This window comes from Mesorhizobium sp. M3A.F.Ca.ET.080.04.2.1 (assembly GCF_003952525.1).
In the GTDB taxonomy this organism is placed as follows: Bacteria; Pseudomonadota; Alphaproteobacteria; order Rhizobiales; family Rhizobiaceae; genus Mesorhizobium.
Genome location: NZ_CP034451.1, coordinates 4,784,020 through 4,810,982, shown reverse-complemented (window position 1 = coordinate 4,810,982; position 26,963 = coordinate 4,784,020). Strand labels below are relative to the sequence as shown.

Genomic DNA, 26,963 nt, shown 5'->3' with positions numbered 1-26,963 from the left:
GAATCGGGATTGACTCTCATTTGTCGCGATGATTAGAACGTTCCAATAGCTTTTGTCCAAGAAGGGAGACGCTTCGGGATGGCCAGCCGGGCCAAGGCGACGATCCTGGACATCGCCCGGGAAGCCGGCGTGTCCAAATCGACGGTGTCGCTCGTGCTGCAAGGCAGCGGGCTGATCCGGCCCGAGACCGCGACCAGGGTCCGCAAGGCAATCGAGGACGTCGGCTATGTCTACAACCGCGGCGCCGCCAATCTGCGCAAGGCTCACTCCAACGTCATCGGCATGGTGATCAACGATCTCACCAATCCCTTTTTCGCCGAGCTTGCAGTGGGCATGGAGCGAGTCTTTCAGGCTGCCGGCATCGTGCCGTTCATCGCCAACACCGCGGAAAATCCCGTCCGCCAGGAAGAGGTGCTGAAATCGCTGATGGAACAGGGTGTTGCCGGCCTGATCGTGTCGCCGGCCCGCGGCACCACGCCGGGCGCCTTCCGCCGCATCGAAACGGCCGGCGTGCCGATCGTCTTCGCGATGCGTCGTTTGCCCGAAAGCCGAATTCCGGTGATTGCACCCGACAATCATCGCGGCGCTTTTCTCGCCACCGAGCATCTGATCCGCAAGGGGCATCGCCGCCTGGCGTTCTTCGGCGGCTCCTCCGACCTCGTCGTCTATCACGAGCGCCTCGGCGGATTTCTGGAAGCATGTGACGCGCTTGGCATAGCCGAGCGGACCATCGTCGAGGGCGAGACCAGTCGCAAGGGCGGCATGGCTTGCCTGGAGACCGCCTTGGCGGCGTCCGAGCCGCCCACGGCTGCGCTCTGCTTCAACGACGCCGTCGCCTTCGGCGTCATGTTGGCGCTGCGCAAGCGCGGGCTCGAAGCGGGAACGGATTTTGCGGTCGTCGGCTTCGACGACGTGGTCGAGGCGGAGCATTACATGCCGGCGCTGACCAGCGTCGCAGTCAACACCGCAGGCCTCGGCGAACGCGCCGCCCATGCCATGCTAAAGATGATCCAATCGCGCACCACACGCGCCGAGGACCATATCGGCGCCATCAGCCTCGTCGTCAGGGAAAGCTGCGGCCCGGATCGCAACACCCAGCGCATCGGAACAGGAGATCCGGCATGACCGTGAAATGGGGACTGATCGGCGCCAGTACGATCGGCAAACAGTTCATGATCAACGCCATTCGCGCCCAGGCCGACGGCGAGATCGCCGCCGTTATGAGCTCCAGCGCCGAGCGTGCCCGGGCCTATGCCACGGAAAACGGCATTGCTGCCGCTGTCTCCTCGCTCGACGCACTCCTCGCTGCAGACATAGACGCCGTCTATATCTCGACCACCAACGAACTGCATCTCGACCAGGGTCTCGCCGCCATCAAGGCCGGCAAGCATGTGCTGTGCGAAAAGCCGCTGGCGCTGACCAGTGCCGATGCCAGAAGGATGGTCGCCGCCGCCAAGGCTGCCGGCATCGTCTTCGGCACCAACCACCATCTGCGCAATGCCGGCGCGCACCGCGCCATGCGCGAGGCGATTGCCGCGGGTCGGATCGGCAAGCCGATCGCGGCGCGCGTCTTCCATTCCGTGTTCCTGCCGGAGACTTTGCAGGGCTGGCGCGTCACCAGGCCCGAAGCCGGTGGCGGCGTTGTGCTGGACATCACCGTACACGACGCCGACACGCTGCGCTTCGTGCTCGGCGTCGATCCGGTCGAGGTCTCAGCCTTCACCCAGTCGGCCGGCATGGCCAGCGGCGGGCTAGAAGACGGCGCCATGTGCATCTGGCGCTTCAAGTCCGGCGTCATTGCCCAGTCGCATGAGGGTTTTACGACCAAGTTCGCCGGCACCGGCTTCGAAGTGCATGGATCGGAAGGTTCGCTGATCGCCACCAATGTGATGACGCAGAAGCCGGTCGGCTCGGTGCTGCTGCGCACCGCGGCTGGCGAGGAAGAGCTGAATTTCGACCGCGAGGATCTCTACACCCGTTCGCTGCGGCAGTTCCATGCCGCAATCCGGGGCGACGGCCAGCCCTCCGCCACTGGCGAGGACGGTATCTGGTCGCTGGCGTCCGCCGAGGCCGCGCTGCAATCCGCCAGGACCGGCAAGGCGGTTATGATCGATCCGCAACTGGGGAGCCTCGCGTGAGCAAGCTCGTCTCGGCGGCTTACGCCGCCAACCTGATCGAGGACGGCATGGTCGTGTCGGTGTCGTCGTCTAGCGGCCTTGGCTGCCCCGACGCCGTGCTAGCCGCGATCGGCGCGCGTTTCGATACGGATGGCCATCCGAGGAACATCACCACGCTGCACCCGATCGCCGCCGGCGACATGTACGGCATCAAGGGCATCGACCACCTCGCCAAGTCAGGGCTGTTGAAGCGAACGCTCTGCGGCTCCTACCCCTCCGGGCCCTCCTCCGCCGAGCCGCCGCGGATATGGCAGATGATCGGCGACAATTCGGTCGCCGCCTACAACGTGCCCTCCGGCATCCTCTTCGACATGCATCGCGAGGCTGCGGCCAAGCGGCCGGGCGTGCTGACCAAGGTCGGCCTCGACACCTTCGCCGACCCGCGCCACCAGGGCTGCGCCATGAATGCCGCGGCGGGCGAGCCTATCGTCTCGGTGCAGCAGTTCGACGGCGAGGAATGGCTTTATTTCCGCGCCATCGTCCCCAACATCTCGATCATCCGCGCCACCACGGCCGACGAGCGTGGCAACCTCACCTACGAGCATGAGGGCGCCTATCTTGGCGGGCTGGAGCAGGCGCTGGCGGCCCGCAACAACGGCGGCATCGTCATTGCACAGGTCAAGCGGGTGGTCGAGAACGGCACGTTGAAGCCGCATGACGTGCGCGTGCCGGGCGTGCTGGTCGACCATATCGTCGTCGCGCCCGATCAGCTGCAGACCACGCAGACGCCTTACGATCCGGCAATCTCGGGTGAAATCTTCCGGCCGCTCTCGACCTTCCGCACGCCGGAGATGAACATCCAGAAGGTGATCGCGCGCCGCGTCGCCATGGAGTTGCGCGACGGCATGGCCGTCAATATCGGCTTCGGCATCTCAGCCAACGTGCCGCGCATCCTTCTCGAGGAAGGCCAGCACGGCAAGGTCACCTGGGTGATCGAGCAGGGCGCGGTCGGCGGCGTGCCGCTGCTCGATTTCAAGTTCGGCTGCGCCTCGAATGCCGAGGCGATCATGCCCTCGCCCCACCAGTTCACCTATTTCCAGGCCGGGGGCTTCGACGCTTCGCTGCTGTCCTTCCTGCAGATCGACCGCAACGGCTCGGTCAACGTTTCGAAGCTCTCGGCCAGACCACATGTGACGGCCGGCGCCGGCGGCTTCGTGGACATCACGTCGCGAGCGAAGAAGATCGTCTTTTCCGGCTTCTTCAATGCCGGCGCCAAGCTTTCGCTCGCCGATGGCGCCATCCGCATCGATCAGGAAGGCAAGGTCAAGAAGATCGTCGAGGAGGTCGAGCACATCTCCTTTTCCGGCAAGCGCGCCGTCGCGCAAGGACAGGACATCACCTATGTCACCGAGCGCTGCGTGATGAAGCTGACGCCTGACGGGCTGATGGTCACGGAGCTTGCGCCCGGCATCGACCTCGAACGCGACGTTCTTGGCCAGGCCGACACACCGCTCGCAGTCGCCAACGACCTGAAGGTGACGCCCTCGCCGCTCTACCATGACCGGCCGATCGGCCTGTCGTTGAATGGCGACGCCTCGCTCGGAGGCGCGCATGGCTGAGCGTCTCGTCAGCTTCGAGCAGGATGGCGCCGTCGGCATGGTCACGCTGCGGCGGCCGGAAAAGTTCAATGCGCTCGACATCCCGATGCTGCGCGCGCTCGAATCGGCGCTCGACGAGGCGGAACTGGGCGACGGCGTCCGCGTCGTGCTCCTGCGCGGCGAAGGCAAGGGCTTTTGCGCCGGCGGCGACGTCGAGGCCTGGGGTGCGATGAGCGCAGCCGATTTCCAGGTGCAATGGGTCCGCTATGGCCACCGCGTTTTCGACCGGCTGGCGCGGCTCAGGCAGCCGACCATCGCGGTGCTGGCGGGCCACGCGCTCGGCGGCGGGCTGGAACTGGCCGCGGCCTGCGATTTCCGCGTCGCCGAAACCCAGGTGAAGCTTGGTTTCCCCGAAACATCGATCGGCGTCGTGCCCGGCTGGTCCGGCACGCAGCGCGCCGTCCGCCGCTTCGGCGCCCAGGCAGTCCGGCGCATGGCGCTCGGCGGCGAGATCTTTCTGGCGGCCGATGCATTTGCCCTGGGCATCGTCGACCGCGTTGTCGATACTGGAAGGGCGTTCGACGAAGCGAAAGCGTGGGCAGACAAGATCGCCGAACGCGGGCCGCTGGCGAGCGAGGCCGCCAAGCTGATGATCGCCGTCGCCGAAGGCGAGGAAAGCGCTGCCGCCACCGAGGCGCTCGCCAGCGGCTTCATTGCGCTGACGACCGATCTCAAAGCCGGCGTCGGCGCCTTCAAGGCCAAGCGGAAGCCGGCCTTTTCGAGATCCTAGAGGAATATCATGAACGCACCCCTCAACATCGCCATGCCGGCCGAGGCGTCTGCAGCGCCGAGGAGCTACAAGCTCCTGATCGACGGCAAGCATGTCGACGCTCGCGACCGCCGCACCATCGAGCGCAGCAGCCCCGGCCATGGTTTTGCCGTCTCGCGCTATGCCCTGGCCGGTGCTGCGGAAGTTGAAGCTGCTGTGCAGGCCGCGCACAAGGCGTTCGAAACTGGCCCTTGGCCGCGCATGAAGGCATCGGAACGTGCTGCGGTGCTGCTCAAGGCGGCCGACTTGATCGAGAGCCGGCTGGAAGAGATCGCCCGCCTCGACGCGCTGGAGTCCGGCAAGCCGATCGCCCAGGCGCGCGGCGAGATCGGCGGTGCTGTCGACATCTGGCGCTACGCCGCCTCGCTTGCCCGCACCCTTCACGGCGAGAGTTATGCCAACCTCGGCGATTCCATGCTCGGCGTGGTGCTGCGCGAGCCGATCGGCGTCGTCTCGATCATCACGCCGTGGAACTTCCCTTTCCTGATCATCAGCCAGAAACTGCCCTTCGCGCTCGCGGCCGGCTGCACGGCGCTGGTGAAGCCGAGCGAGATGACCTCGGCCTCGACTTTCGTGCTCGGCGACATCCTGCTCGACGCAGGCCTGCCGGCCGGCGTCGTCAACATCCTTGCCGGTCTTGGCAGCGACGTTGGCGCGCCGATGGTCAACCATCCGCTGGTCGAGATGGTGTCCTTCACCGGCTCCACCCGGGTCGGCAAGATGACCATGGCCGCCGCGTCCAATTCGCTGAAGAAGGTCTCGATGGAGCTCGGCGGCAAGAACGGCCAGATCGTGTTTCCCGACGCCGACCTCGAAGCGGCAGCCGATGCTGCTGTGTTCGGCGGCTTCTTCAACGCCGGCGAATGCTGCAACGCCGGCAGCCGGCTGATCGTCCATGAGGCGATCGCCGACGACTTTCTCGGCGCGGTCAAGTCGCTGGCGCAAAAGGTCAGGGTCGGCGATCCGCTCGACGACCGCACCAAGGTCGGCGCCATGATCTCGTTCGACCACCTCGCGAAAGTCGCCGGTTATGTGGCGTCAGCCGCCAATGACGGCAGCGAAGTCTACTACGGCGGGCGGCAACTGGCCTCGAATGCCGGCCAATATCTCGACCCGACCATCATCTGCGGCGTTACCGAGGACATGGCGATCGCGCGCGAGGAAGTGTTCGGGCCAGTGCTGTCGGTGCTGACTTTTGAAACGATTGAAGAGGCATTGCACATCGCCAACAACACGCCCTATGGTCTGTCTGCGGGAGTGTGGAGCGCCGATATCGACACATGCATGTCGGTGGCGCGCGGTGTGCGTTCGGGGACGGTTTGGGTGAACACGTTCATGGAAGGTTATCCCGAACTGCCCTTCGGCGGCTACAAGCAGTCCGGTCTAGGACGCGAACTCGGCAAACGCGCCGTCGAGGATTACACCGAGGAAAAGACTATCCAGTTTCATCGCGGCCAGCGCACCGGATGGTGGGTCGGCTGAGTTGGGAGCGCCCGGCGGACATCCGCCGGTCATATGCATGCAACAAGGGAGGTAGTACATGTTGCGCAAATTGCTTATCGGAACGGCTCTTGCGACGAGCTTTGCATTCTCGGCGCATGCCGCGGACGTCAAGGAAGTGCAGATGCTGCATTGGTGGACGTCGGGCGGCGAAGCGGCTGCTCTGAACGTCCTCAAGGAGGATCTGTCCAAGGAAGGCTATGCCTGGAAGGACGTGCCCGTGGCCGGCGGCGGCGGCGACGCTGCCATGACCGCGCTGAAGGCGATGGTCGCGGCCGGCAACTATCCGACCGCCTCGCAGATGCTCGGCTACACCGTACTCGACTATGCCGCCGCCGGCGTCATGGGCGACCTCACCGAAACTGCCAAGAAGGAAGGCTGGGACAAGTCCGTTCCGGCCGCCCTGCAGAAGTTCTCCGTCTATGACGGCAAGTGGGTCGCGGCTCCGGTCAACGTTCACTCCGTCAACTGGCTGTGGATCAACAAGGCGGTGATGGACAAGATCGGCGGCACCGAGCCGAAGACCTTCGACGACTTCATTGCCTTGCTCGACAAGGCCAAGGCAGCGGGAGTCATCCCGCTCGCGCTCGGGGGACAGAACTGGCAGGAAGCCACCATGTTCGATTCCGTCGTGCTGTCGACCGGCGGCCCGGAGTTCTACAAGAAGGCGATGAACGACCTTGATGAGGAGTCGCTCAAGTCCGACACGATGAAGAAGTCGTTCGACAACCTCGCCAAGCTGGTCACCTATGTCGATCCGAACTTCTCGGGCCGCGACTGGAATCTCGCCACCGCCATGGTCATCAAGGGCGACGCGCTGGTTCAGGTCATGGGCGACTGGGCCAAGGGCGAGTTCCACGCCGCCAACAAGACCCCCGGCACCGACTTCCTCTGCTACCGTTTCCCGGGCACCGACGGCTCGGTGATCTACAACTCCGATATGTTCGGCATGTTCAACGTTCCGGAAGACCGCAAGGCCGCCCAGGTCGCTTTGGCCACCGCAACGCTGTCGAAGAGCTTCCAGTCGGCCTTCAACGTCGTCAAGGGTTCGGTTCCGGCCCGCACCGACGTGCCGGACACCGACTTCGACGCCTGCGGCAAGAAGGGCATCGCCGATCTGAAGGCCGCCAACGAAGGCGGCACGCTGTTCGGCTCGCTGGCCCAGGGCTACGGCGCGCCTCCGGCCGTCGCCAATGCCTACAAGGACGTGATCTCGAAATTCGTCCATGGCCAGATCAAGACCTCGGACGAGGCCGTGACCGAATTGGTCAAGGCGATCGACGACGCAAAGTAACGCGTTTTGCTGGGGCAATTCCAGGAAAAGTGCATAGCGGTTTTCCGTCCGGAATTGCATAAACAAAACCACTCGAGTCTCCCCCGCTCAGGCGGGGGAGGTCTCCTGTCGAGACATGTTCGGGATTGTCGCCTGGCGCCCCGCGCCGGCACGTCCCCACGAACCGGTACTGGATGAGCCGATGAGCACAGTTGCCGAAACACGCATCAAGCTGACGCCGGAGCACGACGCCCGCCCCACCGCGACAGTCCGCTCGCGGTTGCAGGATCTGTTGCCGAAGATCGTTCTAGCGCCGAGCTTCGCGGCGACGATCGTCTTCGTCTATGGCTTCATCCTGTGGACGATCTATCTGTCGTTCACCAACTCCAAGACCTTCCCGTCCTATGACATCACGGGCGCCCGCGCCTATCAGCGGCTGTGGCGCTGGACCTTCGAGAGCGACCCGCCGTCGAGCTGGTACACCTCGATCACCAACATGGGCATATTCGGCTTCCTCTACATCCTCATCTGCCTTGCGCTCGGCCTGTTCCTGGCGATCCTGCTCGACCAGAAGATCCGGGGCGAAGGCGTGCTGCGGCCGATCTACCTATACCCGATGGCGCTGTCCTTCATCGTCACCGGCGTCGCCTGGAAATGGTTCCTCGACCCAGGCCTCGGTCTCGAGCAGACGCTGCATCAATGGGGCTGGACGAGCTTCCATTTCGACTGGATCAAGAACAAGGATTTCGTCATCTACACCGTGGTCATCGCCGGCGTCTGGCAGGCCTCGGGCTTCATCATGGCGATGTTCCTTGCTGGCCTTCGCGGCATCGATGGCGAGATCATGAAGGCGGCGCAGATCGATGGCGCCACCACCTTCCAGCTCTACCGCCGCATCGTCATTCCGCTGTTGCGGCCGGTGTTCCTGTCGGCCTTCATCGTGCTCGCTCACCTCGCCATCAAGTCCTACGACCTGGTCGTGGCGCTGACCAGCGGCGGGCCGGGCGGCTCGGCGTGGCTGCCGTCCAACTTCATGTACGAGTTCACCTTCAAGCGCAACGAGATGGCCGTCGGCTCCGCCAGCGCGGTGATCATGCTGATGACGCTGACGGCGATCATCGTGCCATACCTCTATTCCGAGCTCCGGGAGAAGCCGCGATGAGCGCCGTCACCTCACCTGCCCGCCAGGCCTCGAGCGGCGCCGGCGCCAGGACGCTCAACCGCATCGTCATCTACGGACTGCTCGCGCTGTTCGCGCTGTTCTACCTGATGCCGCTCTTCGTCATGCTGGTCACCTCGTTCAAGAGCATGGACGAGATCCAGAACGGCAATATGCTGGCGCTGCCGCAATCGCCGACCATCGAGCCCTGGTTCAAGGCCTGGGGCGAGACCTGCGTCGGCCTGACTTGTGCGGGGATCAAGGGTTACTTCTGGAACTCCATCAAGATGGTGGTTCCGGCGGTGCTGATCTCGACGCTGCTCGGCGCGCTCAACGGCTATGTGCTGACCAAATGGCGCTTCCGCGGCCACACGCTGGTCTTCGCGATGATGCTGTTCGCCTGCTTCATACCGTTCCAGTCGGTGCTCTTGCCGATGGCGACGATCCTCGGCAGCCTCGGCCGCTTCGGCGTCACGCTGCAGAACGCGACCGGCTTCAATTTCGGCCTCGGCAATTCGACGGTCAACCTGGTGTTCGTCCACGTGGTCTACGGCCTGGGCTTCACCACGCTGTTCTTCCGCAACTATTACGAAGCCTTCCCGACGGAGCTGATCAAGGCGGCGCAGGTCGACGGCGCCTCCTTCTTCCAGATCTTCCGCCGCATCATGCTGCCGAACTCGATGCCGATCTTCGTCGTCACCGTCATCTACCAGTTCACCAATATCTGGAACGACTTCCTGTTCGCCTCCGCCTATGCCGGCACCGGCGATGTCATGCCGATGACGGTGGCGCTGAACAATGTCGTCAACACCTCGACCGGCGTCGTCGAATACAACGTCAACATGGCTGCGGCGATGATCGCCGCCCTCCCTACCCTGATCGTCTACGTCGTCGCCGGCCGCTATTTCGTGCGCGGGCTGATGGCCGGCGCGGTCAAGGGCTGACCCTCTTTCTTGAAGGAACGACCATGGCTTTTCTGGAAATTGATGGGCTGAAGAAGCGCTTCGGGAATGTCGAGATTCTGAAGGGCATCAATGTCGAACTCGAAAAGGGCGGCTTCCTCGTGCTGGTCGGTCCATCCGGCTGCGGCAAATCCACTCTGCTCAACACCATCGCCGGGCTGGAGAACATCTCCGAGGGCGAGATCCGCGTCGAAGGTCGCGCGATCAACGATCTGCACCCTTCCAAGCGCGACATCGCCATGGTCTTCCAGAGCTACGCCCTCTATCCGAACATGACGGTTGCCGGAAACATCGCCTTCGGCATGGAGATGCGCGGCGTGCCGGCAGCCGAACGCCAGGCTGCCATCGACAAGGTCGCCAAAACCCTGCAGATCGGCCACCTCTTGCAGCGCAAGCCGAGCCAGCTTTCCGGCGGCCAGCGCCAGCGCGTCGCCATGGGCCGTGCGCTGGTGCGCGACCCGAAGCTCTTCCTGTTCGACGAGCCGCTCTCCAACCTCGACGCCAAGCTGCGCGTCGACATGCGCATCGAGATCAAGCGCCTGCATGCGACGACCGGCACGACCATCGTCTATGTCACGCATGACCAGATCGAGGCGATGACGCTGGCGACCAAGATCGCCGTCATGCGCGACGGCGAGGTGCAGCAGTTCGGCACGCCGGCCGAGATCTACAACAATCCCACCAATGTCTTCGTCGCCGACTTCATGGGCTCCCCGGCGATGAACCTGATCCCGGCCAAGATCGGCGCCAATGGCAGCGGCTTTTCTGTGGTGCTCGATCGCGAGGCGCGCCAGCCGATCACGCTGGCGCTGCCCGGGGCGCCGGCGGGCCTTGCGGCCTTCAGGGACAAGCCGGTGATCTTCGGCGTCCGCCCGGAGGCGCTGACCGATCCTGAAGGCGCCGAGCGCAACGGGTCCGACATCGCCACGGCCGATTGTCATATCGAGGTGGTCGAGCCGGCCGGTTCCGACACCTTCGCCGTCACCAATCTCGGCGGCAAGGGCGTGGTGGCGCGGCTGCGCGCGGATGCCCGGATCCAGCCCGGCACCAGCACGCCGCTCGCCTTCAACCTCAGCAAGGCGGTGTTCTTCGATCCGGCCACCGAGAAGCGCATTCTCTAACCCACCATGACAAATCCGGATATCGTCATCATCGGCTCCGGCATTGGCGGCGCCACGATCGCCGCCGGCTTGGCCGGCAGCGGCGCCTCGATCCTGATCCTGGAGCGCGGCGAACCCTTGCCGGCGACGCCGCATGCGCGCTCGACCCGCTCGATCTTCGTCGACGAGCACTACCGGCCGAAGGAGATGTGGCGCGAAGCCGGCGGGCCGGCCTTCAACCCCGGCAACTACTATTATGTCGGCGGCAATTCGAAATTCTTCGGCGCCGTGCTGATCCGCTACCGCAAGGAGGATTTTTCCGAGCTGGAGCATTTCGGCGGCATCTCGCCGGCCTGGCCGTTTTCCTATGACGAGTTCGAGCCCTGGTACTCTAGAGCCGAGCAGCTTTTCCGCGTGCGCGGGACGCTCGGCGAGGATCCGACCGAGCCGTTCCATTCTATGCCCTACCCCTTCGAGGCGGTGCCCGACGAGCCGCCGATCGCGCGCGCCCGCGCCGAGCTGAAAAGGCTCGGGCTGCATCCAGCCTCGCTGCCGCTCGGGGTCGACATCGAAGCCTGGCTGAAGGACGGCAGGACCGGTTGGGACGCTTTCCCGAACACCGGCCAGGGCAAGATCGATGCCCAGACTGGCCCTCTGGCGGCCGCGCTCGACGACTCCAACATCAAGCTGGAAACCGGCGCCCATGTCGATTGGCTGGAGCCCGCGCCGGACGGCAAGTCGATCGCCGCCATCCACTACACCCAGGGTGGCGCGCAGAAGAGGCTCACGCCGAAGCTCGTCATCGTCGCGGCCGGCGCGGTCAATTCCGCCGTCATCCTGTTGCGCTCGCCTTCCGCCAACAACGGCAAGGCAGGCGGCAAGGGTCTCGCCAACAGCTCCGACCAGGTCGGCCGCAATTTCATGAACCATAATTCCAGCGCGATGCTGGCAATCGATCCGCGCCGCCGCAACGATGCCGTCTATCAGAAGACGCTGATGCTCAACGACTACTATCTGTCGGACGGCAAGGGCGGCAAGCCGCTGGGCAACGTTCAGTTGCTCGGCAAGATCGACGGCAACATGCTGAAGGCCAACGTCAAGCTTGCGCCGAAATTCGCGCTCGATTTCATGGCCGGCCATGCCGTCGACTGGTACCTGATGTGCGAGGACCTGCCCGATCCGGAAAGCCGCATCATGGTCGACGGCAAGGAGATCGTCATGCAGTGGCGGCGCTCCAACATGCAGTCGCTGGAAGGCCTGACCAAGGTCATGCGCGAGAATTTTCGCGCCTGCGGCTATCCCATCGTCCTGTCGCGTCCCTTCGACAAACGCACGCCCTCGCATCAGTGCGGCACCGTGCGCATGGGCAACGATCCGGCGACGGCGCCGCTCGACCCGTTCTGCCGCGCCTTCGACCACCGAAACCTCTTCGTCGTCGACGGCAGCTTCCTGCCGACCTCTGCAGCGGTCAATCCGGCGCTGTCGATCGCAGCCCAGGCGCTACGCGTCGCCGACCACATCCGCAGGACGGAGCTTTCTGCATGACACGACAGCGCTGCCCCTCATCCGCCTGCCGGCACCTTCTCCCCGTGAACGGGGAGAAGGGGGATGGCCGCGTCCCCGGCGTCCTTTCCTTAGCGCTGGCGATTGGTGAAAGCGCCGATGACAGCGCCCTTCTCCCCGTCACTATACGGGGAGAAGTGCCGGGCAGGGCGATGAGGGGCAGCGCCAACTTCCACAGGACCAATTTCCAATGAGCCGCCCCGCAGCCATCGTCACCGGAGGCGCGCGCGGCATCGGATTGGCCTGTGCCGAGGCGCTGGCCGACGCCGGCTTCGACATCCTTGTCGCCGAGCTCGCCGAGAAGCCCGCTGATGGACTTGCCGACACCATCACCGGACGCGGGGCGAAGTTCGCCTACGCGCGTTGCGACGTCGCCGATCTTGCCCACCATGCCGCGCTCGTCGAGGCCGCGACGGATGCATTCGGCCGCATCGATTGCCTGGTCAACAATGCCGGCGTCGGCGCCGTGGTGCGGGGCGACCTTCTGGAGCTGAAGCCGGCGAATTTCGACCGCGCGATGGCCATCAACCTGCGCGGCACGGTATTTCTCAGCCAGGCCGTTGCCAAGGCCATGCTTTCGGCGCCGGCAGGTTCGGCCAGATCGATCATCACCATCACCTCGGTCAGCGCCGCGATGGCGTCGCCGGAACGCGCCGACTACTGCATCTCCAAGGCCGGCCTTTCCATGTGGGTGAAGAACCTGGCGCTGCGCCTGGCAGCGGAAAACATCGGCGTGTTCGAGGTGCGGCCGGGCATCATCCGCACCGACATGACCTCGGGCGTTTCCGCCAAATATGACGCGCTGATCGACGGCGGGCTGGTGCCGGCCGAACGCTGGGGCGAAGCCGCCGACGTCGGCGCGGTGGTCGCAGCGCTAGCCTCCGGCAGGTTCGGCTTTTCGACCGGATCGGTCATCGATGTCGACGGCGCGCTTTCCGTGCCTCGCTTGTGAGTGAGTGGAACCATGGCTGACTACATCATCGTTGGCGCCGGCCCGGCCGGCTGCGTTCTGGCCAACCGGCTGAGCGAGGATCCGTCCCATTCGGTCCTGCTCCTGGAAGCCGGCGGCAAGGACTGGCATCCCCTGATCCACATGCCGGCGGGCTTTGCCAAGATGACCAAGGGCATCGCCTCCTGGGGCTGGTCGACGGTGCCGCAGAAGAACATGAAAGACCGGGTCTTCTGGTACACGCAGGCGAAGGTGGTCGGCGGCGGCTCGTCCATCAACGCGCAGATCTACACGCGCGGCAATGCCCGCGACTATGATGCCTGGGAGAAAGAAGAGGGCCTGGCCGGCTGGAGCTATCGCGACGTGCTGCCCTATTTCAAGCGCGCCGAGAACAACCAGCGCTTCGCCAACGACTATCACGGCGACCAGGGACCGCTCGGCGTCTCCAACCCGATCTCGCCGCTGCCGATCTGCGAGGCCTATTTCCGCGCCGGCCAGGAGATGGGCATCCCCTTCAATCCGGATTTCAATGGCGCCAGCCAGGAAGGCGTCGGCTATTATCAGCTCACCCAGAAGGACGCGCGACGCTCGTCCGCCTCCGTCGCCTATCTGAAGCCGATCCGCGCGCGCAAGAACCTGACCGTCCGGACCGACGTGCTCGTCACCCGCGTCGTCGTCGAGAAAGGCCGCGCCATCGGCGTCGAGCTTGTCGACAAGCCTGGCGGCGAGAAGACGATCCTGCGCGCCGAGCGAGAGGTTATCGTCTCCTCCGGCGCCATCGGATCGCCGAAGCTGTTGATGCAATCCGGCATCGGCCCGGCCGACCATCTGCAGTCGGTGGGCATAACGCCGGTCCACGATCTGCCCGGCGTCGGCTCCAATATGCAGGACCATCTCGACCTGTTCGTGATCGCCGAATGCACCGGCGACCACACCTACGACAACTACGCCAAGCTGCACCGCACGATGTGGGCGGGCCTGCAATATCTGCTGTTGAAGAAAGGGCCGGTGGCCTCCAGCCTGTTTGAGACCGGCGGCTTCTGGTATGCCGACCCGACCGCCGCCTCGCCCGACATCCAGTTCCATCTCGGCCTCGGCTCCGGCATCGAGGCCGGCGTCGAGAAGCTGAATAACCCCGGCGTGACGCTCAACTCCGCGTTCTTGCGCCCGCGCTCGCGCGGCACGGTGCGACTGAAGAGCGCCGACCCGGCCGACCATCCGCTGATCGATCCGAACTACTGGTCGGATCCGCATGACCGCGACATGTCGATCAAGGGTCTGCGGCTGGCGCGCGAGATCATGCGCCAGAAGGCGCTCCAGCCCTATGTGCTGCGCGAGGTGCTGCCGGGCCCTGCCCTGCAAAGCGATGCCGACCTCTTCGACTATGCCTGCCGGACATCCAAGACCGACCATCACCCTGTTGGTACCTGTCGAATGGGCCATGACGGGATGAGCGTGGTGACGCCGGATCTGAGGCTGCGCGGCATAGAAGGCCTGCGCGTCTGCGACGCCTCGGTGATGCCGCGCGTGCCTTCCTCCAACACCAATGCACCGACGATCATGGTCGGCGAAAAGGGTGCCGACCTGATCCTCGGCCGCGAGCCGCTGCCGCCGGCCGTGTTCAAGGGCAACCAGGCGGCGTGAGGGCCAAACGATGATCCGCCACTGCGTCTTCGTTCGCTTCCGCGACGACGTTCCCGCCGCTGAACGCACGGCGATCCACGCCGATCTCGAAGCGCTGCGCTCCTTGATCGACGGGATGGGGAAGGTCCATTTCAGCGTGAATGTCAGCCCCGAGCCTTTCGCGCGCGGCTGCACGCATGGCTTCACCGTCGACTTCCGCGACGCAGCAGCCCGCGATGCCTATCTGGTCGATGAAGCGCATCGGCGCGCCGGCGCCAGGCTGGTCGCGGCGCTCGAGGGCGGCACCGACGGGCTGATGGTCTTCGACCTCGAGCTTACGCAAATGTGACCGCCGGTTTACCGAAAACCGGCAAACGGACGGTTCTCTTTTGTGCCTTTGGGAACATATCGTTCGCCGGGGGATGCAAAGGAGGACCGCCTTGAATCTCACCGCCGAGCAGAAGAAGACCGTCGTCGCATCCTTCCTGGGCTGGACGCTCGACGCGTTTGATTTCTTCCTTTTGACATTCCTGCTCACCGACATTGCCACTGAATTCCACTCCGACGTGCCGGCCGTCTCGAAGGCATTGTTCCTGACCCTGGCGACGCGCTTCATCGGCGCATTCGTCTTCGGCATGCTGGCCGACAGATACGGCCGCAAGCCCATCCTGATGCTTAACATCGTCAGCTATTCGGTGATTGGCGCGCTCGCCGCCTTCTCGCCCAATCTCGGCATATTCCTGGCCCTGCGCGCCCTGTTCGGCATCGCCATGGGAGGTGAATGGGGGCTGGGCAGCTCGCTTGCCATGGAATCCATTCCGCCCAGGGCCCGCGGCATGGTCTCGGGCATCCTGCAATGCGGCTATCCGGCCGGCTACCTGCTCGCCGCGGTGGTCTACGGGCTGATCTATCAGCAGAAGATCGGTGGCTTCACCGTCGGCTGGCGCTTGATGTTCCTGCTCAGCTTCGTGCCGGCGCTGATCGTGCTGTTCATCCGCACGCACGTGCCGGAATCGCCGGCCTTCGTCGAAGGCCGCGCGCAGGCGCGGCCCGGCCTTGTCGAGACGCTGCGCAGACACTGGGGCATCGCGCTCTATGCCATCGTGCTGATGATGTTCTTCAACTTCTTCAGCCACGGCACCCAGGACCTCTACCCGACCTTCCTGAAGAAGCAGCACGGGTTCGATCCGCACACGGTGAGCTGGATAACCGTCGTCGCCAATATCGGCGCCATCGTCGGCGGCTTGGCCTTCGGCGCGTTGTCGGAGAGGATCGGCCGCGTCAATGCGATTACCCTTGCCTGCGTGATTGCCTTGCCGGCCATCCCTCTCTGGGCCTATTCGACCACGCCCTTCATGCTCGCCATCGGCGCCTTTGTCATGCAGGTCGCGGTGCAGGGCGCCTGGGGCGTCATTCCGGTGCACCTCAACGAGCTTTCGCCGGGCGCCGTGCGGGCGACCTTGCCCGGCTTCATCTACCAGGCCGGCAATCTCGCCGCTTCCTATGGCGGACCCTATCAGGCCGGCATCGCCGAATCCCCCGGCGGCAGCTACGGCCACGCTCTGGCCCTGTTTGCCGGTGTGGTCGCCGTCTGCATCATCGTCGTCATCCGCTTCAGTCCGGAGCGGCGCGGCCAGGTCATGACGGTGCTGGACCACGAGGTCGGAGCAGTTCCAGGAAAAGTGTGAAGCGGTAAGGCTCGGCGACTTTGCCTGAGCACTCCGTCCGGAGTTGCCTCAAAACAGCAGGATGGAGCTGTTGATCAGGCGCTCTATCCGAGCCTGAGCGCGACGACGCCTGCGACGATGCTGAGCGCGGCAGCGCCGCGCCAGCCCGTCATCTTCTCGCCCAGCGCGAAGACCGAGATCATCATGGCGAACAGGATCGAGGTCTCGCGCAGCGACGCCACCGAAGCGATCGGCGCCTTGGTCATCGCCCACATGACGATCCAGTAAGCGGCACCGCTGAGCACGCCGGTGAGCAGCCCCGCCTTCCAGTCGCGCGCCAGCACCGGAAGCGACTGCGGCCCACGAAAGGCCAAGCACAGCACCAGCGCCCACGCGGCGTCGCAGACGAACAGCCATGCCGCATAACTTGTCGCGGTTGCAGCCAGTCGCGCGCCGCTGCCGTCGGACAGCGTGTAGCTGGCGATGAAGATCGATGTCCCGAGCGCGAAGGCCACGGCGCGCAGATTGAGCCGCTCAAGATGGGCGCCGCCGCGAAACGACATGACCAGCGTTCCGGCCGACAGCAGCAGGATGCCGAGGATGGCAAGCGGCGCCGGAACCTCCCGCACCACGACGATGCCGCCGAGCGCGGAGAGCAACGGCGCGGTGCCGCGCGCCAGCGGATAGGTCTGGGCAAAATCGCCGGCCTTGTAGGCGCCGATCAGGAATGTCCGATAACCCATGTGGAAGAACACCGAGGCGAGAATGAATGGCCAGACCTCGGCCTTTGGCACGTCGACGAAAGGCAGCACCACGAGCGCGGCGGCGCCCATGCCGAGCGTCATCAATGTGATCGACAGGAAGCGGTCGAGATGGACCTTGACCAGAGCGTTCCAGATCGCGTGCATGGCTGCCGCCGAAAGCACTGCAAGAAAGACGAAGAGCGTCACTGTTTCACCTGTCCGCCGACCTTGAGACGATCCCCGGCGTCTCGAGATCGATTTCGACCCTCAGCGGAAAGTGGTCGGAAGCAACCTCGCCGATATCGGCGCCGACCGAGCGCACCCGCGGCGCCAGCATGCCGGCGATGAAGCAGTGATCGAGCCGGCGCCTCGCCAGCTTGCCGTCGATGATCTTCTCATGCGTATGGAAGTCCCGCACGGGCTCGCTGGCAACGGCAGCGGCATCGACGAAGCCGTCGATGTAGACGGCGCCGCGGTGATAGGGCGTGCTGCCGACGATGCGCCGGTATTCAGCACTTCCCGGCTCCATGTTGAAATCGCCGAGCCAGATCGCCGCCTGCGGGCATTCCGGTTCCGGCTGGCCATTGCTCCAGTTGCGTTCCGGCTCGTCGTCGGCACCGCTCCACGGGCCACCCTCGGATGGCGCCCGGCGATGCTCGGCAAGCAGGTAGTCGATCTGTGCCAGCCGCTCCTCGGCCGCAACATGCGCAAGATGCAGCGAGAACAATCGCACTGGTCCGGCCGGCGTGCGGATCATGCATTCGAGCGCCGCGTTGCGGGTGTTGAGCGGCCTGAGCGTGCGGCGCAGCGGCAGCGTGTGCAGCCGCGACCAGACGATGGGCAGCTTCGACAGAACCATCGTGCCGAACTGCCGGCGGCGGTTGAGGAGACGGCCGTCGCGCCTTTCGCTGGCGTCCATGTCGAAGGCCGGGCCGTACACCCAGTGATAGTCTGGCAGCAGCCTGGACAGCATCTCCGGCTGGTCGTCCTCATTGCTGCGCTGCCAGTGACGCTCGACCTCCTGCAGGGCGATGATATCGGCGCCGTCGACGAGGCGCGCGGCGCGCGCCAGATCATAGCGGCCGTCGCTGCCGAACCCGTACTGGATGTTGTAGCTGACCAGCTTCATCGATTAACCGGCTGAATATCCGGCCCGGCAGTAGCGCCTCGGCCGGAGCGTTGCAATGGACCGCAGCAGTGCGCGGCATGGTCCAGCCGCGCATCCGCTCTACTGCATGTCGCGCAAAACCGTGCAGCGGTTTTGCGAAAACGCCATGCAAAAAACATAGACCTAAAAGCGCGTCGCCTGGATCCGTTTTCAGCGCGACGCGCTCTAAGTGGTCAGCGGCTGGAACCGCCCCGCCGGCGACGCCGCCAGTTCCGACCAGTCGATCTCTTCTTCCAGACGGTGATAGGCCTCGTCGCCGATCGTCCCGTCGCGGCGCAATTCCTCCAGCGTATCGCGCTGGCGCTTGATGGCGTAGAGGCGCAGCCGGTCGTACTCGGTCGCCGCCTGCGCATCCTCGTGGTTCTCCGCGACCCGGCGCTGGGCCTCATATTGCTCGCGCACCACGGCCGCCGCAGCCGACGTCTTGCGGCTCAGCACGTCGAGCGCGGCCTGCATGATGGCGACCCGCGCCTGAGCCACTTCGCGGTCTATCGTCGTATCCCTTTCGAAGTCGAGCAGGCGCAACAGCGGCTTCAAGCTCATGCCCTGCAGCACCAGCGTGCCGAGAACGACCGCGAAGGCGGCAAGCACGATCGGATCGCGCCCCGGGAAATTGCCGGGCAAGGCAAAGGCCACCACCAGCGTCACCAGCCCCCGCATGCCGCACCAGCCGACGAGCACGGCCCCGCGAAACGTCGGCGCATCCCGACTTTGCTCGTCGCCGCCGAAGCGGGCAAGCCGTCGTATGATCGCGACGTATCCCAGGACCCAGACGAGGCGGGCCGCGATGACGACGGCCAGCACCGTTGCGGCGAAGAGAAATGCATCGCCTTGCCCGTCCCCGGAGAGCCGGCCGACGATCGACCGCGCCTGCAGCCCCATCAGCACGAAAGCCAGCACGTTGAGCACGAACACCGCCGACTCCCAGACCGAATAGGTGCTGACGCGCCTGCGGGCCGACATATGGCGCGGCGCCGTGCGGGCGATGGTGATGGCGTAGACGACGATCGTGATGATGGCCGAGAGACCGATCCTGTCGGCGATGATCCAGACCGCGAAGGTTCCGGCGAACTGCACCACCGTGCTGCTCGCCGCATCCTCGATGCGCGTCAGCGTCAGCAGCGAGAAACGGCCGAACAGATAGCCGGCGGCAACGCTGCCCACCGTCGACAAAAGGACGACCGGCACTGCGTCCTTGAGCATGACCGTGCCGACGGCAGCCGAAACCGCGATCCGGTAGATCAGCAGTGCGGTGGCGTCGTTGAGCAGGCTCTCGCCCTGCAGGATGGCGGTGAGGCGGTGCGGCACCTTGAACTGCCCGAGCACGGCGCTCGCCGCCACCGCATCAGGCGGTGCGACGATGGCGCCGAGGGCGATGGCTGCCGCGATCGGCAGCCCTGCCATCTTCCAGCCGACGAAGGCGACCACCACGGTGGTGAAGATGACGGCGCCAAGCGCCAACAGCACGAGCGAAAGCCGGTAGCGCTTCAGGTCGCGCAGCGAGGTGTCGTAGGCGGCATCGAGCAGCACCGGCGCGATGAAAAGCGCGAGCGCCAGATCCGGATCGATCTCGATCATCGGCGCGCCGGGCAGGAAGGCAATGCCCGCCCCGGCGAGCGCCAGCAACGACGGATAAGGAACCTCCAGCCACCGCGACACCGCCGTCAGTGCGACGGCGATCAAAAGCAGGACGAGGGTGAGTTCGAAGAGCGCCATGGCTCATCGTAGCGATGGAAGCAGGCGTTGGCATTGCAAAAAAGTGAATGGTGAATGGTGAATGGTGAATGGTGAATGGTGAATGGTGAATGGTGAATGGTGAATGGTGAATGGTGAATGGGCACTGTCAGAAGAATTCGAGCACGTAAAGCGCTCCCTTGGCCGATTACCATTCACTATTCACCATTCATCATTCACCATTCACTATTCGCTCTTTCCCTAATGCAGCACCAGCATATCGCCCGATGAGAAGGAGATATCCGCCTTCGCGCCGACGACCGGTGGCGGTGTCGACGAGTTGTTGAACGTGTCGAGCGAGACCGTGTTGCCGCCGATGCCGACGCGCACCCGGATCACCGAGCCGAGGAAATGCACTTCGGCGATTTCGCCGGACAGGCTGGTGTCGTGGCCCGGCTGCCGCCCGAGCGAGATCGCCTCGGGCCTGAGCGCCAGCGACAGCGTGTCCCCCGCCTTCGAGCCGTTGAGCTTGCCCTTGAGCGACACTTCCTGCGCGTTGACCTGCACCTTGCCCGAAGCGGCATCGGTGACCCTGCCCTCCAGCACGTTGAGCGTGCCGACGAAATTGGCGACGAACTTGGTCGCCGGCCGGTTGTAGATCTCGAACGGCGTGCCGACCTGCTCGGCCTTGCCGCCATACATGACGGCGATGCGGTCGGAGATGGACAATGCCTCTTCCTGGTCGTGCGTCACGAAGATGGTGGTGATGCCGAGCTTCTTCTGGATCGAGCGGATCTCCTCGCGCAGCGAAATACGCACCTTGGCATCGAGCGCCGACAGCGGCTCGTCGAGCAGAAGCAGCTTCGGCTTCGGCGCGATGGCGCGCGCCAGCGCGATGCGCTGCTGCTGGCCGCCGGAGAGCTGATAGGGATAGCGATCGGCCATCTGCGGCAGCTTGATGATGTCGAGCATCTCCGCGACGCGGGCATCGATCGCCGCCTTTGACATGCCCGCCACCTTCAGCCCGAAGCCGATATTCTGCGCCACCGTCAGGTTGGGGAATAGGGCATAGGCCTGGAACACCATGCCGACATTGCGCTGGTTCGGCTTCAGCCTGGTGATGTCCTTGCCGGCAACCACGATCTTGCCGGCGCTCGGCTCTTCGAAGCCGGCCACCATGCGCAGCACCGTCGTCTTGCCGCAGCCGGACGGGCCGAGGAAGGAAACGAATTCGCCCGGCGCCACGTCGAGATTGAAATCCTCGACCACCGTCGTGGCGCCGAAGGACTTTCGCACGTGCTGGATGGAGAGGAACGGCTCGGCCATGGCTTCTTCTTTCAATTCGGGCGGTTCGCCGATCTCGGCGCAAAACGGGACAGCACCTGGATCAGCGACATGCAGCCCCAGGTTATCACAAAAGCGATGATGGACAGGGCGGCCGGTTCATAGGCGCGGTTGGCCACCAGGTTCTGCAGATAGGGACCGAAGGCGGGACGGTTGAGCAGGCTGGCCATGGTGAACTCGCCGATGACGATGGCGAAGGTGAGGAACGCACCCGACAACACGGCGATCAGCACATTGGGCAAAATGACCCGGGCGATGATCGTGCCCCAGCCCGCCCCCAGGATCTGCGCGGCCTCGGTCAGCGTGCGCACGTCGATGGTGCGAAGACCGGTATCGACGGCACGATACATGTAGGGCAGCGCAAGCGCCGCATAGCCGATGACCAGCAGCGCGTTAGCTCCCAAATTCGACCCCAGGAACGGCAGCGGTGAATTCGAACCGTACATCCGGATATAGCCAAAGACGATGACGATGGCCGGGATGACCAGCGGCAGCAGCGTGATGAATTCCACGACCGGCCTTATCTGCGGCAGGCGCAAGCGGATCCAGTAGGCCGTAGGCACGACGATCAGCACGCCGAGGATGATGGTGAAGACGGCGACGATCACGGAAAACATGAAGGTCGCCTGGAACTGGCTGTCGCCCAGCACGACCTTGTAGGCGTCGAACGAATAGACGCCGCGTCGCATGCGCAGCGAGAACTCGATCGTCGCGATCAGCGGGATAAAGAAATAGGCCGCGCCGAGAAGAAAGACGACCCAGGCCCAGAACCTGCCGGACTTCATTTCAGCCACCTCTCCGAGCGCGTCCGGAACCAGATGTAGAAGATGTTGGCAAGCCCGGTGATGAAGATCATGCCGAAAGCGATCGCATAGCCGAGATGGGCGTTGTGCAGCACGTCGCCGCGGATCTGCGCGTAGAGCAGGATCGGCACGATGTTCAACGAAGAGCCGGTCAGCGCGTACGCGGTCGCAATCGCCCCGAAAGCATTGGCGAAGAGCAGGATGACGGTGCCGAGGAAGCTCGGCCATAGCACCGGAATGACCACCATGCGCCAATATTGCGCCTGGGTGGCGCCGAGCGTGGCGGCGGCCTCGCCCCATTCCCGCTTCAGCCCATCGATCGCCGGCACGATGATGACCACCATCAGCGGGATCTGGAAATAGACATAGGTGATCGTCAGCCCCCAGAACGACAGCAGGTTGAAGCCATGCGCATAGATGTTCAGACCAACCAGCGTGTTGAGCAGGACCGTGACGAGGCCGAGGCGGCCCAGCGTTGCGATGAAGGCAAAGGCCAGCGGCACGCCGGCGAAATTGGACGCGACGCCGGAGAAGGTCAGAGTCGCCGATCGTATCCAGTTGGGCAGTCCGCCGCGCACGATCGCGATGGCTATGGCGAGGCCAGCGAAAGCGCCGATCAGCGAAGACGCCAGACTGACCTTTATGGAGATCCAGTAGGCGGCCACGATGTTGGCCGAGAAGAGCGCGACGATGTTTGCAAAGGTGAATTCGCCCGCCTCGTTCTGGAACGCGCCCAGCATCAGGTAGAGCGTGGGTAGGATCAGGAACATGATGGCGAAGACGAAGAACGGCGTGACGCCAAGCCACTGCGTGGGCAGCTTCAGGCTTCGTGCCTCGGCTGGCGGCGCAGTCTTTCCCGCAATTGCTTTGTTGGAGAGCGAGAGATCGGTCATGCGCCGGTTACCGTCCTGAAAAGCAGCCGGGCGGCCAAGGCCGCCCGGCCAATATCATGCTGTTACTTCACGTTGGCGCCGACAACGGCGTCCCAGTTCTTGGTGATGGCTTCCTTTGCCTTGCCCTGTTCGTCGAGAGTTGGGAACACTGCGGCGGCATAGGATTCCGCCGGCGGCATCTTCGCCAGCATCTCGGCCGGGATCTTGCCGTTCTTGGCAAGGTCGTTGAAGCGGATCGGGTGGCAATAGCCCTTCAGCCAGCCGATCTGGCCTTCGTCGGAGTAGAGATACTCGAGCCAAAGCTTGGCGGCGTTCGGATGCGGCGCAAAGGCGCTGATCGCCTGCACATAGACACCGGCGACGACGCCCGTCTTCGGCACGATGACGTCGACCGGCGGATTGCCCTTCAGCGTGTCGCGACCGGAGAGCGCGTTGTAGTCCCAGGTGACCAGGATAGGCGTCTGGCCCTGGGCAAGCGTCGCGGTCTTGCCGATGACCGGCACGAAATTGCCGGCGGCATTGAGCTTCTTGAAGAAGTCGAGGCCGGCGGTGCCGGCAGCCTCGCCGGCGGCTGCACCACCGGAGAGGCCGGCGGCGTAGACGGCCTGGATGGCCTGGTTCGAAGCGCGCGGATCGCCGGCAAGGGCGACCGAGTTGGCGAATTCCGGCTTTTGCAGGTCAGCCCAGTCCGCCGGCGCTTCCTTGACCAGGTCCTTGTTCACCTGGAAGGAGAGCACGCCGTAATAGTCGCCGGTCCAGAAGCCGTCGGCATCCTTGGCGCTGTCGGGAATGGAATCCCAGGTCGACACCTTATAGGCCTGGATCAGGCCGTCGTTCTTGGCCGAAGGACCAAAGGACAGGCCGACGTCGATCACGTCGGGTGCCTGCGGGCCCTTGTTGTCCTTGTTGGCCTTGATCGCCTCGATCTCGTCGCCCGAACCCGCATCCGGGTTGAGTTCGTTTACGGTGATTTCCGGATACTTCGCCTTGAAGCCGGCGATGACATCGCCGTAACCGCACCAGTCATGCGGCAGCGCGATGGTGGTGAGCTGGCCCTCCGCCTTCGCCGCCTTGACGAGATCGTCCATCGCATCGGCGGACGAAATCACCGTCGACGCGAAGAGCGCCGCGGCCGAAAGGGAAAGCACTTTCCCCGTGAATTTGAACATGTGTTCTCTCCGTTGAACTGACGCCGTTGGACGCCTGCGATGCGGTATCGTTTTCCTGTGACAGCCAGATGAAAGCTTCGTGAAACCGGCGCCCCGCAGCACGAAAAAGTAAACTCTTTTTAACCGGTTGTAGCAATCGCCTCGCGATTATTTTTCCGGCTAAACAATCTCCTCCTGGTCTTTCGCCCTTCTCCCTTTGCTTTCCCCTTGTTTTCAGATCAACTTCCGGCGCGCCGCAGCCGATCTCAGACTGTGCCGGCGATGGTGTTTTCGAGCAGCGTCAGCGCCGCCTTTTTGGTGAGCTTGACCGGATTGCCGCCGGCGGTCGGGTCGACCACCGCCATGTCGGCGATCAGGCCCTTGCGCTTCTTGTCCATGTCGAGACCCTTGATGAGGCCGGGCAGCGCATGCGGCACCTTGAGCTCCTTGCGCAGCTTGATGATCGCCTTGGCGAAACCGTCGAAGCCGCCCTTGATGCCGCAATAGGCGGCAAGGCGCGCGATGCGGTCCTCGATCGCCTCGCGGTTGAAGGCGAGCACATAGGGCATGAACACGGCGTTGGTCATGCCGTGGTGGGTGTCGTAGAGCGCGCCGACCGGATGCGACAGCGAGTGGATGGCGCCGAGCCCCTTCTGGAAGGCGGCGGCGCCCATGGCGGCTGCGCTCATCATATGGGCGCGGGCGGCAAGGTCCTTGCCGTTGGCGAAGGCCTTGGGCAGGTTCTCGAACACCAGCCTGATGCCTTCGACGGCGATGCCGTCGGCCATCGGGTGATAGCCCGGCGCGCAATAGGCCTCGAGACAGTGGGCGAGCGCATCCATGCCGGTGCCGGCGGTGATGAAGCCCGGCATGCCGACCGACAGCTCCGGATCGGCGATCACGATCGCCGGCAGAAGCTTCGGATGGAAGATGACCTTCTTGGTGTGGGTCGCCTCATTGGTGATGACGCCGGCGCGTCCCACTTCCGAACCGGTGCCCGCCGTGGTCGGCACCGCGATGATCGGGGCGATGGCGTCGGAATCGGCTCTGGTCCACCAGTCGCCGATATCCTCGAAATCCCACACCGGACGCGTCTGCCCGGCCTGGAAGGCGATCAGCTTGCCGAGGTCGAGCGCCGAGCCGCCGCCGAAGGCGATGACGCCGTCATGCTTGCCCTTCTTGAACACCGCAATGCCGGCGGTGAGGTTGGAATCGACTGGGTTCGGCTTGACCTCGGAGAACACGCCATAAGGGATCTTGGCATCGTCGAGGATCTTCAGCGTCGAGGCGACGACCGGCAGCTTCGCCAGACCCGGATCGGTGACGAAGAGCGGCCGCTTGATGCCGGTGGCGGCCAGCACGTCCGGCAGTTCCTTGATGCGACCGGCGCCGAAGCGGACCGTGGTGGGGTAATTCCATTTGGAGATGAGCTTGGACATTGCTTGTCTTTCGAAGGTCAGATTGCTTCGCGCAGGTGATAGGATTTCGGCCTGGTCAAATTGTCGTAACCGATGGCCGAAAGGGCAGCGCCCTTGCCGGTGTCCTTGACGCCGGTCCAGACCAGCGCCGGGTCGAGATAGTCGCAGCGGTTCATGAACACCGTGCCGGTCTCGACGCGGTCGCCGATTGCCGCCGCCCGCTCGATGTCGCGCGTCCAGATCGAGGCCGTCAGCCCGTAGGGACTGTCGTTCATCAGCGCGATGGCTTCCTCGTCGTTGCGCACCTTCATGATGCCGACGATCGGCCCAAAACTTTCCTCGCGCATGACGCTCATCTGATGGTCGACATCGGTCAGCACCTCGGGCGCCAGATAGGGCGAGCCCGGCCGGTCGTTCTCGACCTTCATGTTGATGTGCGCCATGGCGCCCTTGCGCAGCGCTTCGGCCTTCTGCTCGCGGATCAGGTCGGCGAACCGCGCCTCCGCCATCGGGCCCATTGTCGTCGCCTGCTCCAGCGGATTGCCGACGACGTAGTTCTTGGTCTCGGCAATGAAGCCTTCGACGAACGCGTCGTAGACCTTCTCATGCACATAGACGCGCTCGATGCCGCAGCAGCACTGGCCTGAATTGAAGAAGGCGCCGTCGACCAGATTGGCGACCGCGTGGTCCATCTTGGCGTCGGGCAGCACATAGGCGGGATCCTTGCCGCCGAGTTCGAGCCCGAGCGTCATGAAGGTGCCCGCCGCCGCCTTCTCGATGGCGCGGCCGCCAGCCACCGACCCGGTGAAGTTGACATGGTCGATCTTGCCCGAACCGAGCAGCCGCTCCGTCTGGCCGTGGTTCATGACCAGATTCTGGAACAGGCCCTTGGGCAGGCCCGCCTTGTCGAAAGCCTGCTGGAAACGCTCCCCCACGAGCAGCGTCTGCGCCGCATGCTTGAGGATGACCGCACTTCCAGCCATCAATGCCGGCACGATCGTGTTGACCGCGGTCAGGTAAGGATAATTCCACGGCGCGATCACCAGCACGACGCCGAGCGGCATCTTCTTCACGTAACGGCGGAAGCCGTCCTTCGGGTTGGAGGCCATCACCGGCTTCAGCGCAGCTTCAGCGATCTCGATCATGTAGTTGGCGCGTTCCCTGACGCCGCCGAACTCGCCGCCATAGCGCACCGGCCGCCCCATCTGCCAGGCGATCTCGGGGATGATCTCATCGCTCATGTCGACCAGTGCTTCGAGCATCGCCAGCATGTACTTGCCGCGTTCGACCACCGGCGTCTCGGCCCATTTTTCCTGAGCCGCCCTGGCGCGCTCGACCGCAGCGTTGATCGCCTGGTCGCTCGCCACCGGCCGCTCGGCATAGATCGAGCCGTCGATGGGAGATTTCAGTTTGACCGTTTCGGTCATTTTCT

General features: G+C 64.3%; 23 protein-coding genes. 14 read left to right on the top strand and 9 right to left on the bottom strand.

Features of this window, described 5'->3' with window-relative positions; translation table 11 throughout:
* Positions 1-78: 78 nt before the first annotated feature.
* The 14 genes from EJ074_RS22945 (at position 79) to EJ074_RS22875 (ending at position 16,361) form a co-directional block, all read left to right on the top strand.
* Positions 79-1,125 (top strand): LacI family DNA-binding transcriptional regulator, encoded by a 1,047-nt coding sequence (locus tag EJ074_RS22945; RefSeq protein ID WP_095806300.1) that lies wholly within the window; start codon positions 79-81, stop codon positions 1,123-1,125.
* Positions 1,122-2,138, top strand: coding sequence for a Gfo/Idh/MocA family oxidoreductase (locus EJ074_RS22940; protein ID WP_095806301.1), 1,017 nt, complete (start codon positions 1,122-1,124; stop codon positions 2,136-2,138). Before EJ074_RS22945 ends, EJ074_RS22940 begins: the two co-directional genes overlap by 4 nt.
* A complete protein-coding gene (locus EJ074_RS22935; RefSeq protein WP_095806302.1) occupies positions 2,135-3,736 on the top strand; it encodes an acyl CoA:acetate/3-ketoacid CoA transferase in 1,602 nt (533 codons plus the stop codon). The genes EJ074_RS22940 and EJ074_RS22935 overlap by 4 nt, the downstream gene beginning before the upstream one ends.
* A complete protein-coding gene (locus EJ074_RS22930) occupies positions 3,729-4,505 on the top strand; it encodes an enoyl-CoA hydratase/isomerase family protein (protein ID WP_095806483.1) in 777 nt (258 codons plus the stop codon). Before EJ074_RS22935 ends, EJ074_RS22930 begins: the two co-directional genes overlap by 8 nt.
* Before the next feature lie 9 nt (positions 4,506-4,514).
* A complete protein-coding gene (locus tag EJ074_RS22925; RefSeq protein ID WP_095806303.1) occupies positions 4,515-6,026 on the top strand; it encodes an aldehyde dehydrogenase family protein in 1,512 nt (503 codons plus the stop codon).
* Between the two features lie 58 nt (positions 6,027-6,084).
* Entirely contained in the window at positions 6,085-7,338 is a 1,254-nt protein-coding gene (locus tag EJ074_RS22920; RefSeq protein WP_095806304.1) for an ABC transporter substrate-binding protein, read from the top strand.
* A 181-nt stretch (positions 7,339-7,519) separates the two neighbouring features.
* Positions 7,520-8,479, top strand: coding sequence for a sugar ABC transporter permease (locus tag EJ074_RS22915; RefSeq protein WP_095806484.1), 960 nt, complete (start codon positions 7,520-7,522; stop codon positions 8,477-8,479).
* Complete coding sequence (locus tag EJ074_RS22910; RefSeq protein WP_095806305.1) at positions 8,476-9,420, top strand: carbohydrate ABC transporter permease; 945 nt, start codon at positions 8,476-8,478, stop codon at positions 9,418-9,420. The genes EJ074_RS22915 and EJ074_RS22910 overlap by 4 nt, the downstream gene beginning before the upstream one ends.
* Positions 9,421-9,443: 23 nt before the next feature.
* Complete coding sequence (locus tag EJ074_RS22905) at positions 9,444-10,559, top strand: ABC transporter ATP-binding protein (RefSeq protein ID WP_095806306.1); 1,116 nt, start codon at positions 9,444-9,446, stop codon at positions 10,557-10,559.
* A 6-nt stretch (positions 10,560-10,565) separates the two neighbouring features.
* Positions 10,566-12,083: a GMC family oxidoreductase gene (locus EJ074_RS22900; RefSeq protein ID WP_095806307.1), complete on the top strand. Its 1,518-nt coding sequence runs from the start codon at positions 10,566-10,568 to the stop codon at positions 12,081-12,083.
* 208 nt (positions 12,084-12,291) lie between these two features.
* Complete coding sequence (locus EJ074_RS22890; protein WP_129553811.1) at positions 12,292-13,053, top strand: 3-ketoacyl-ACP reductase; 762 nt, start codon at positions 12,292-12,294, stop codon at positions 13,051-13,053.
* A 12-nt stretch (positions 13,054-13,065) separates the two neighbouring features.
* Positions 13,066-14,694, top strand: coding sequence for a choline dehydrogenase (locus EJ074_RS22885; RefSeq protein WP_095806309.1), 1,629 nt, complete (start codon positions 13,066-13,068; stop codon positions 14,692-14,694).
* Between the two features lie 10 nt (positions 14,695-14,704).
* Complete coding sequence (locus tag EJ074_RS22880) at positions 14,705-15,022, top strand: Dabb family protein (protein ID WP_129553810.1); 318 nt, start codon at positions 14,705-14,707, stop codon at positions 15,020-15,022.
* A gap of 91 nt (positions 15,023-15,113) precedes the next feature.
* On the top strand, positions 15,114-16,361 hold the full coding sequence (locus EJ074_RS22875; protein WP_165349998.1) for an MFS transporter: 1,248 nt from the start codon (positions 15,114-15,116) through the stop codon (positions 16,359-16,361).
* Positions 16,362-16,444: 83 nt separating this feature from the next.
* Here the strand turns inward: EJ074_RS22875 and EJ074_RS22870 are convergent, their stop codons facing one another.
* The 9 genes from EJ074_RS22870 to EJ074_RS22830 all read right to left on the bottom strand — a co-directional run bounded on the left by EJ074_RS22870 (position 16,445) and on the right by EJ074_RS22830 (position 26,958).
* Positions 16,445-17,290 (bottom strand): EamA family transporter, encoded by an 846-nt coding sequence (locus EJ074_RS22870; protein ID WP_129553809.1) that lies wholly within the window; start codon positions 17,288-17,290, stop codon positions 16,445-16,447.
* 4 nt (positions 17,291-17,294) lie between these two features.
* Entirely contained in the window at positions 17,295-18,212 is a 918-nt protein-coding gene (locus EJ074_RS22865; RefSeq protein WP_095806313.1) for an endonuclease/exonuclease/phosphatase family protein, read from the bottom strand.
* Between the two features lie 204 nt (positions 18,213-18,416).
* Positions 18,417-19,967 (bottom strand): sodium:proton antiporter, encoded by a 1,551-nt coding sequence (locus tag EJ074_RS22860; RefSeq protein ID WP_095806314.1) that lies wholly within the window; start codon positions 19,965-19,967, stop codon positions 18,417-18,419.
* Between the two features lie 219 nt (positions 19,968-20,186).
* Complete coding sequence (locus EJ074_RS22855) at positions 20,187-21,251, bottom strand: ABC transporter ATP-binding protein (protein WP_095806315.1); 1,065 nt, start codon at positions 21,249-21,251, stop codon at positions 20,187-20,189.
* An 11-nt stretch (positions 21,252-21,262) separates the two neighbouring features.
* Positions 21,263-22,054, bottom strand: coding sequence for an ABC transporter permease (locus EJ074_RS22850; RefSeq protein ID WP_095806316.1), 792 nt, complete (start codon positions 22,052-22,054; stop codon positions 21,263-21,265).
* Positions 22,051-22,965, bottom strand: a complete 915-nt coding sequence (locus EJ074_RS22845) for an ABC transporter permease subunit (protein WP_095806317.1) — start codon at positions 22,963-22,965, stop codon at positions 22,051-22,053. Before EJ074_RS22845 ends, EJ074_RS22850 begins: the two co-directional genes overlap by 4 nt.
* A gap of 62 nt (positions 22,966-23,027) precedes the next feature.
* The gene (locus tag EJ074_RS22840; protein WP_095806318.1) at positions 23,028-24,134 is read right to left on the bottom strand and encodes an ABC transporter substrate-binding protein; all 1,107 of its coding nucleotides are present in this window, start codon (positions 24,132-24,134) and stop codon (positions 23,028-23,030) included.
* A 245-nt stretch (positions 24,135-24,379) separates the two neighbouring features.
* Positions 24,380-25,552: an iron-containing alcohol dehydrogenase gene (locus tag EJ074_RS22835; protein ID WP_095806319.1), complete on the bottom strand. Its 1,173-nt coding sequence runs from the start codon at positions 25,550-25,552 to the stop codon at positions 24,380-24,382.
* A gap of 17 nt (positions 25,553-25,569) precedes the next feature.
* On the bottom strand, positions 25,570-26,958 hold the full coding sequence (locus EJ074_RS22830) for an aldehyde dehydrogenase family protein (RefSeq protein WP_095806320.1): 1,389 nt from the start codon (positions 26,956-26,958) through the stop codon (positions 25,570-25,572).
* Positions 26,959-26,963 lie beyond the last annotated feature (5 nt).

Bases quoted from the DNA above. Each gene is read 5' to 3' on its own strand.
- EJ074_RS22880 (WP_129553810.1), top strand. From the start codon at position 14,705: ATGATCCGCCACTGCGTCTTCGTTCGCTTCCGCGACGACGTTCCCGCC.
- EJ074_RS22865 (WP_095806313.1), bottom strand. From the start codon at position 18,212: ATGAAGCTGGTCAGCTACAACATCCAGTACGGGTTCGGCAGCGACGGC.
- EJ074_RS22860 (WP_095806314.1), bottom strand. From the start codon at position 19,967: ATGGCGCTCTTCGAACTCACCCTCGTCCTGCTTTTGATCGCCGTCGCA.
- EJ074_RS22945 (WP_095806300.1), top strand. From the start codon at position 79: ATGGCCAGCCGGGCCAAGGCGACGATCCTGGACATCGCCCGGGAAGCC.
- EJ074_RS22840 (WP_095806318.1), bottom strand. From the start codon at position 24,134: ATGTTCAAATTCACGGGGAAAGTGCTTTCCCTTTCGGCCGCGGCGCTC.
- EJ074_RS22890 (WP_129553811.1), top strand. From the start codon at position 12,292: ATGAGCCGCCCCGCAGCCATCGTCACCGGAGGCGCGCGCGGCATCGGA.
- EJ074_RS22900 (WP_095806307.1), top strand. From the start codon at position 10,566: ATGACAAATCCGGATATCGTCATCATCGGCTCCGGCATTGGCGGCGCC.
- EJ074_RS22855 (WP_095806315.1), bottom strand. From the start codon at position 21,251: ATGGCCGAGCCGTTCCTCTCCATCCAGCACGTGCGAAAGTCCTTCGGC.
- EJ074_RS22910 (WP_095806305.1), top strand. From the start codon at position 8,476: ATGAGCGCCGTCACCTCACCTGCCCGCCAGGCCTCGAGCGGCGCCGGC.
- EJ074_RS22925 (WP_095806303.1), top strand. From the start codon at position 4,515: ATGAACGCACCCCTCAACATCGCCATGCCGGCCGAGGCGTCTGCAGCG.
- EJ074_RS22915 (WP_095806484.1), top strand. From the start codon at position 7,520: ATGAGCACAGTTGCCGAAACACGCATCAAGCTGACGCCGGAGCACGAC.
- EJ074_RS22920 (WP_095806304.1), top strand. From the start codon at position 6,085: ATGTTGCGCAAATTGCTTATCGGAACGGCTCTTGCGACGAGCTTTGCA.
- EJ074_RS22885 (WP_095806309.1), top strand. From the start codon at position 13,066: ATGGCTGACTACATCATCGTTGGCGCCGGCCCGGCCGGCTGCGTTCTG.
- EJ074_RS22830 (WP_095806320.1), bottom strand. From the start codon at position 26,958: ATGACCGAAACGGTCAAACTGAAATCTCCCATCGACGGCTCGATCTAT.
- EJ074_RS22835 (WP_095806319.1), bottom strand. From the start codon at position 25,552: ATGTCCAAGCTCATCTCCAAATGGAATTACCCCACCACGGTCCGCTTC.
- EJ074_RS22850 (WP_095806316.1), bottom strand. From the start codon at position 22,054: ATGAAGTCCGGCAGGTTCTGGGCCTGGGTCGTCTTTCTTCTCGGCGCG.
- EJ074_RS22845 (WP_095806317.1), bottom strand. From the start codon at position 22,965: ATGACCGATCTCTCGCTCTCCAACAAAGCAATTGCGGGAAAGACTGCG.
- EJ074_RS22905 (WP_095806306.1), top strand. From the start codon at position 9,444: ATGGCTTTTCTGGAAATTGATGGGCTGAAGAAGCGCTTCGGGAATGTC.
- EJ074_RS22940 (WP_095806301.1), top strand. From the start codon at position 1,122: ATGACCGTGAAATGGGGACTGATCGGCGCCAGTACGATCGGCAAACAG.
- EJ074_RS22930 (WP_095806483.1), top strand. From the start codon at position 3,729: ATGGCTGAGCGTCTCGTCAGCTTCGAGCAGGATGGCGCCGTCGGCATG.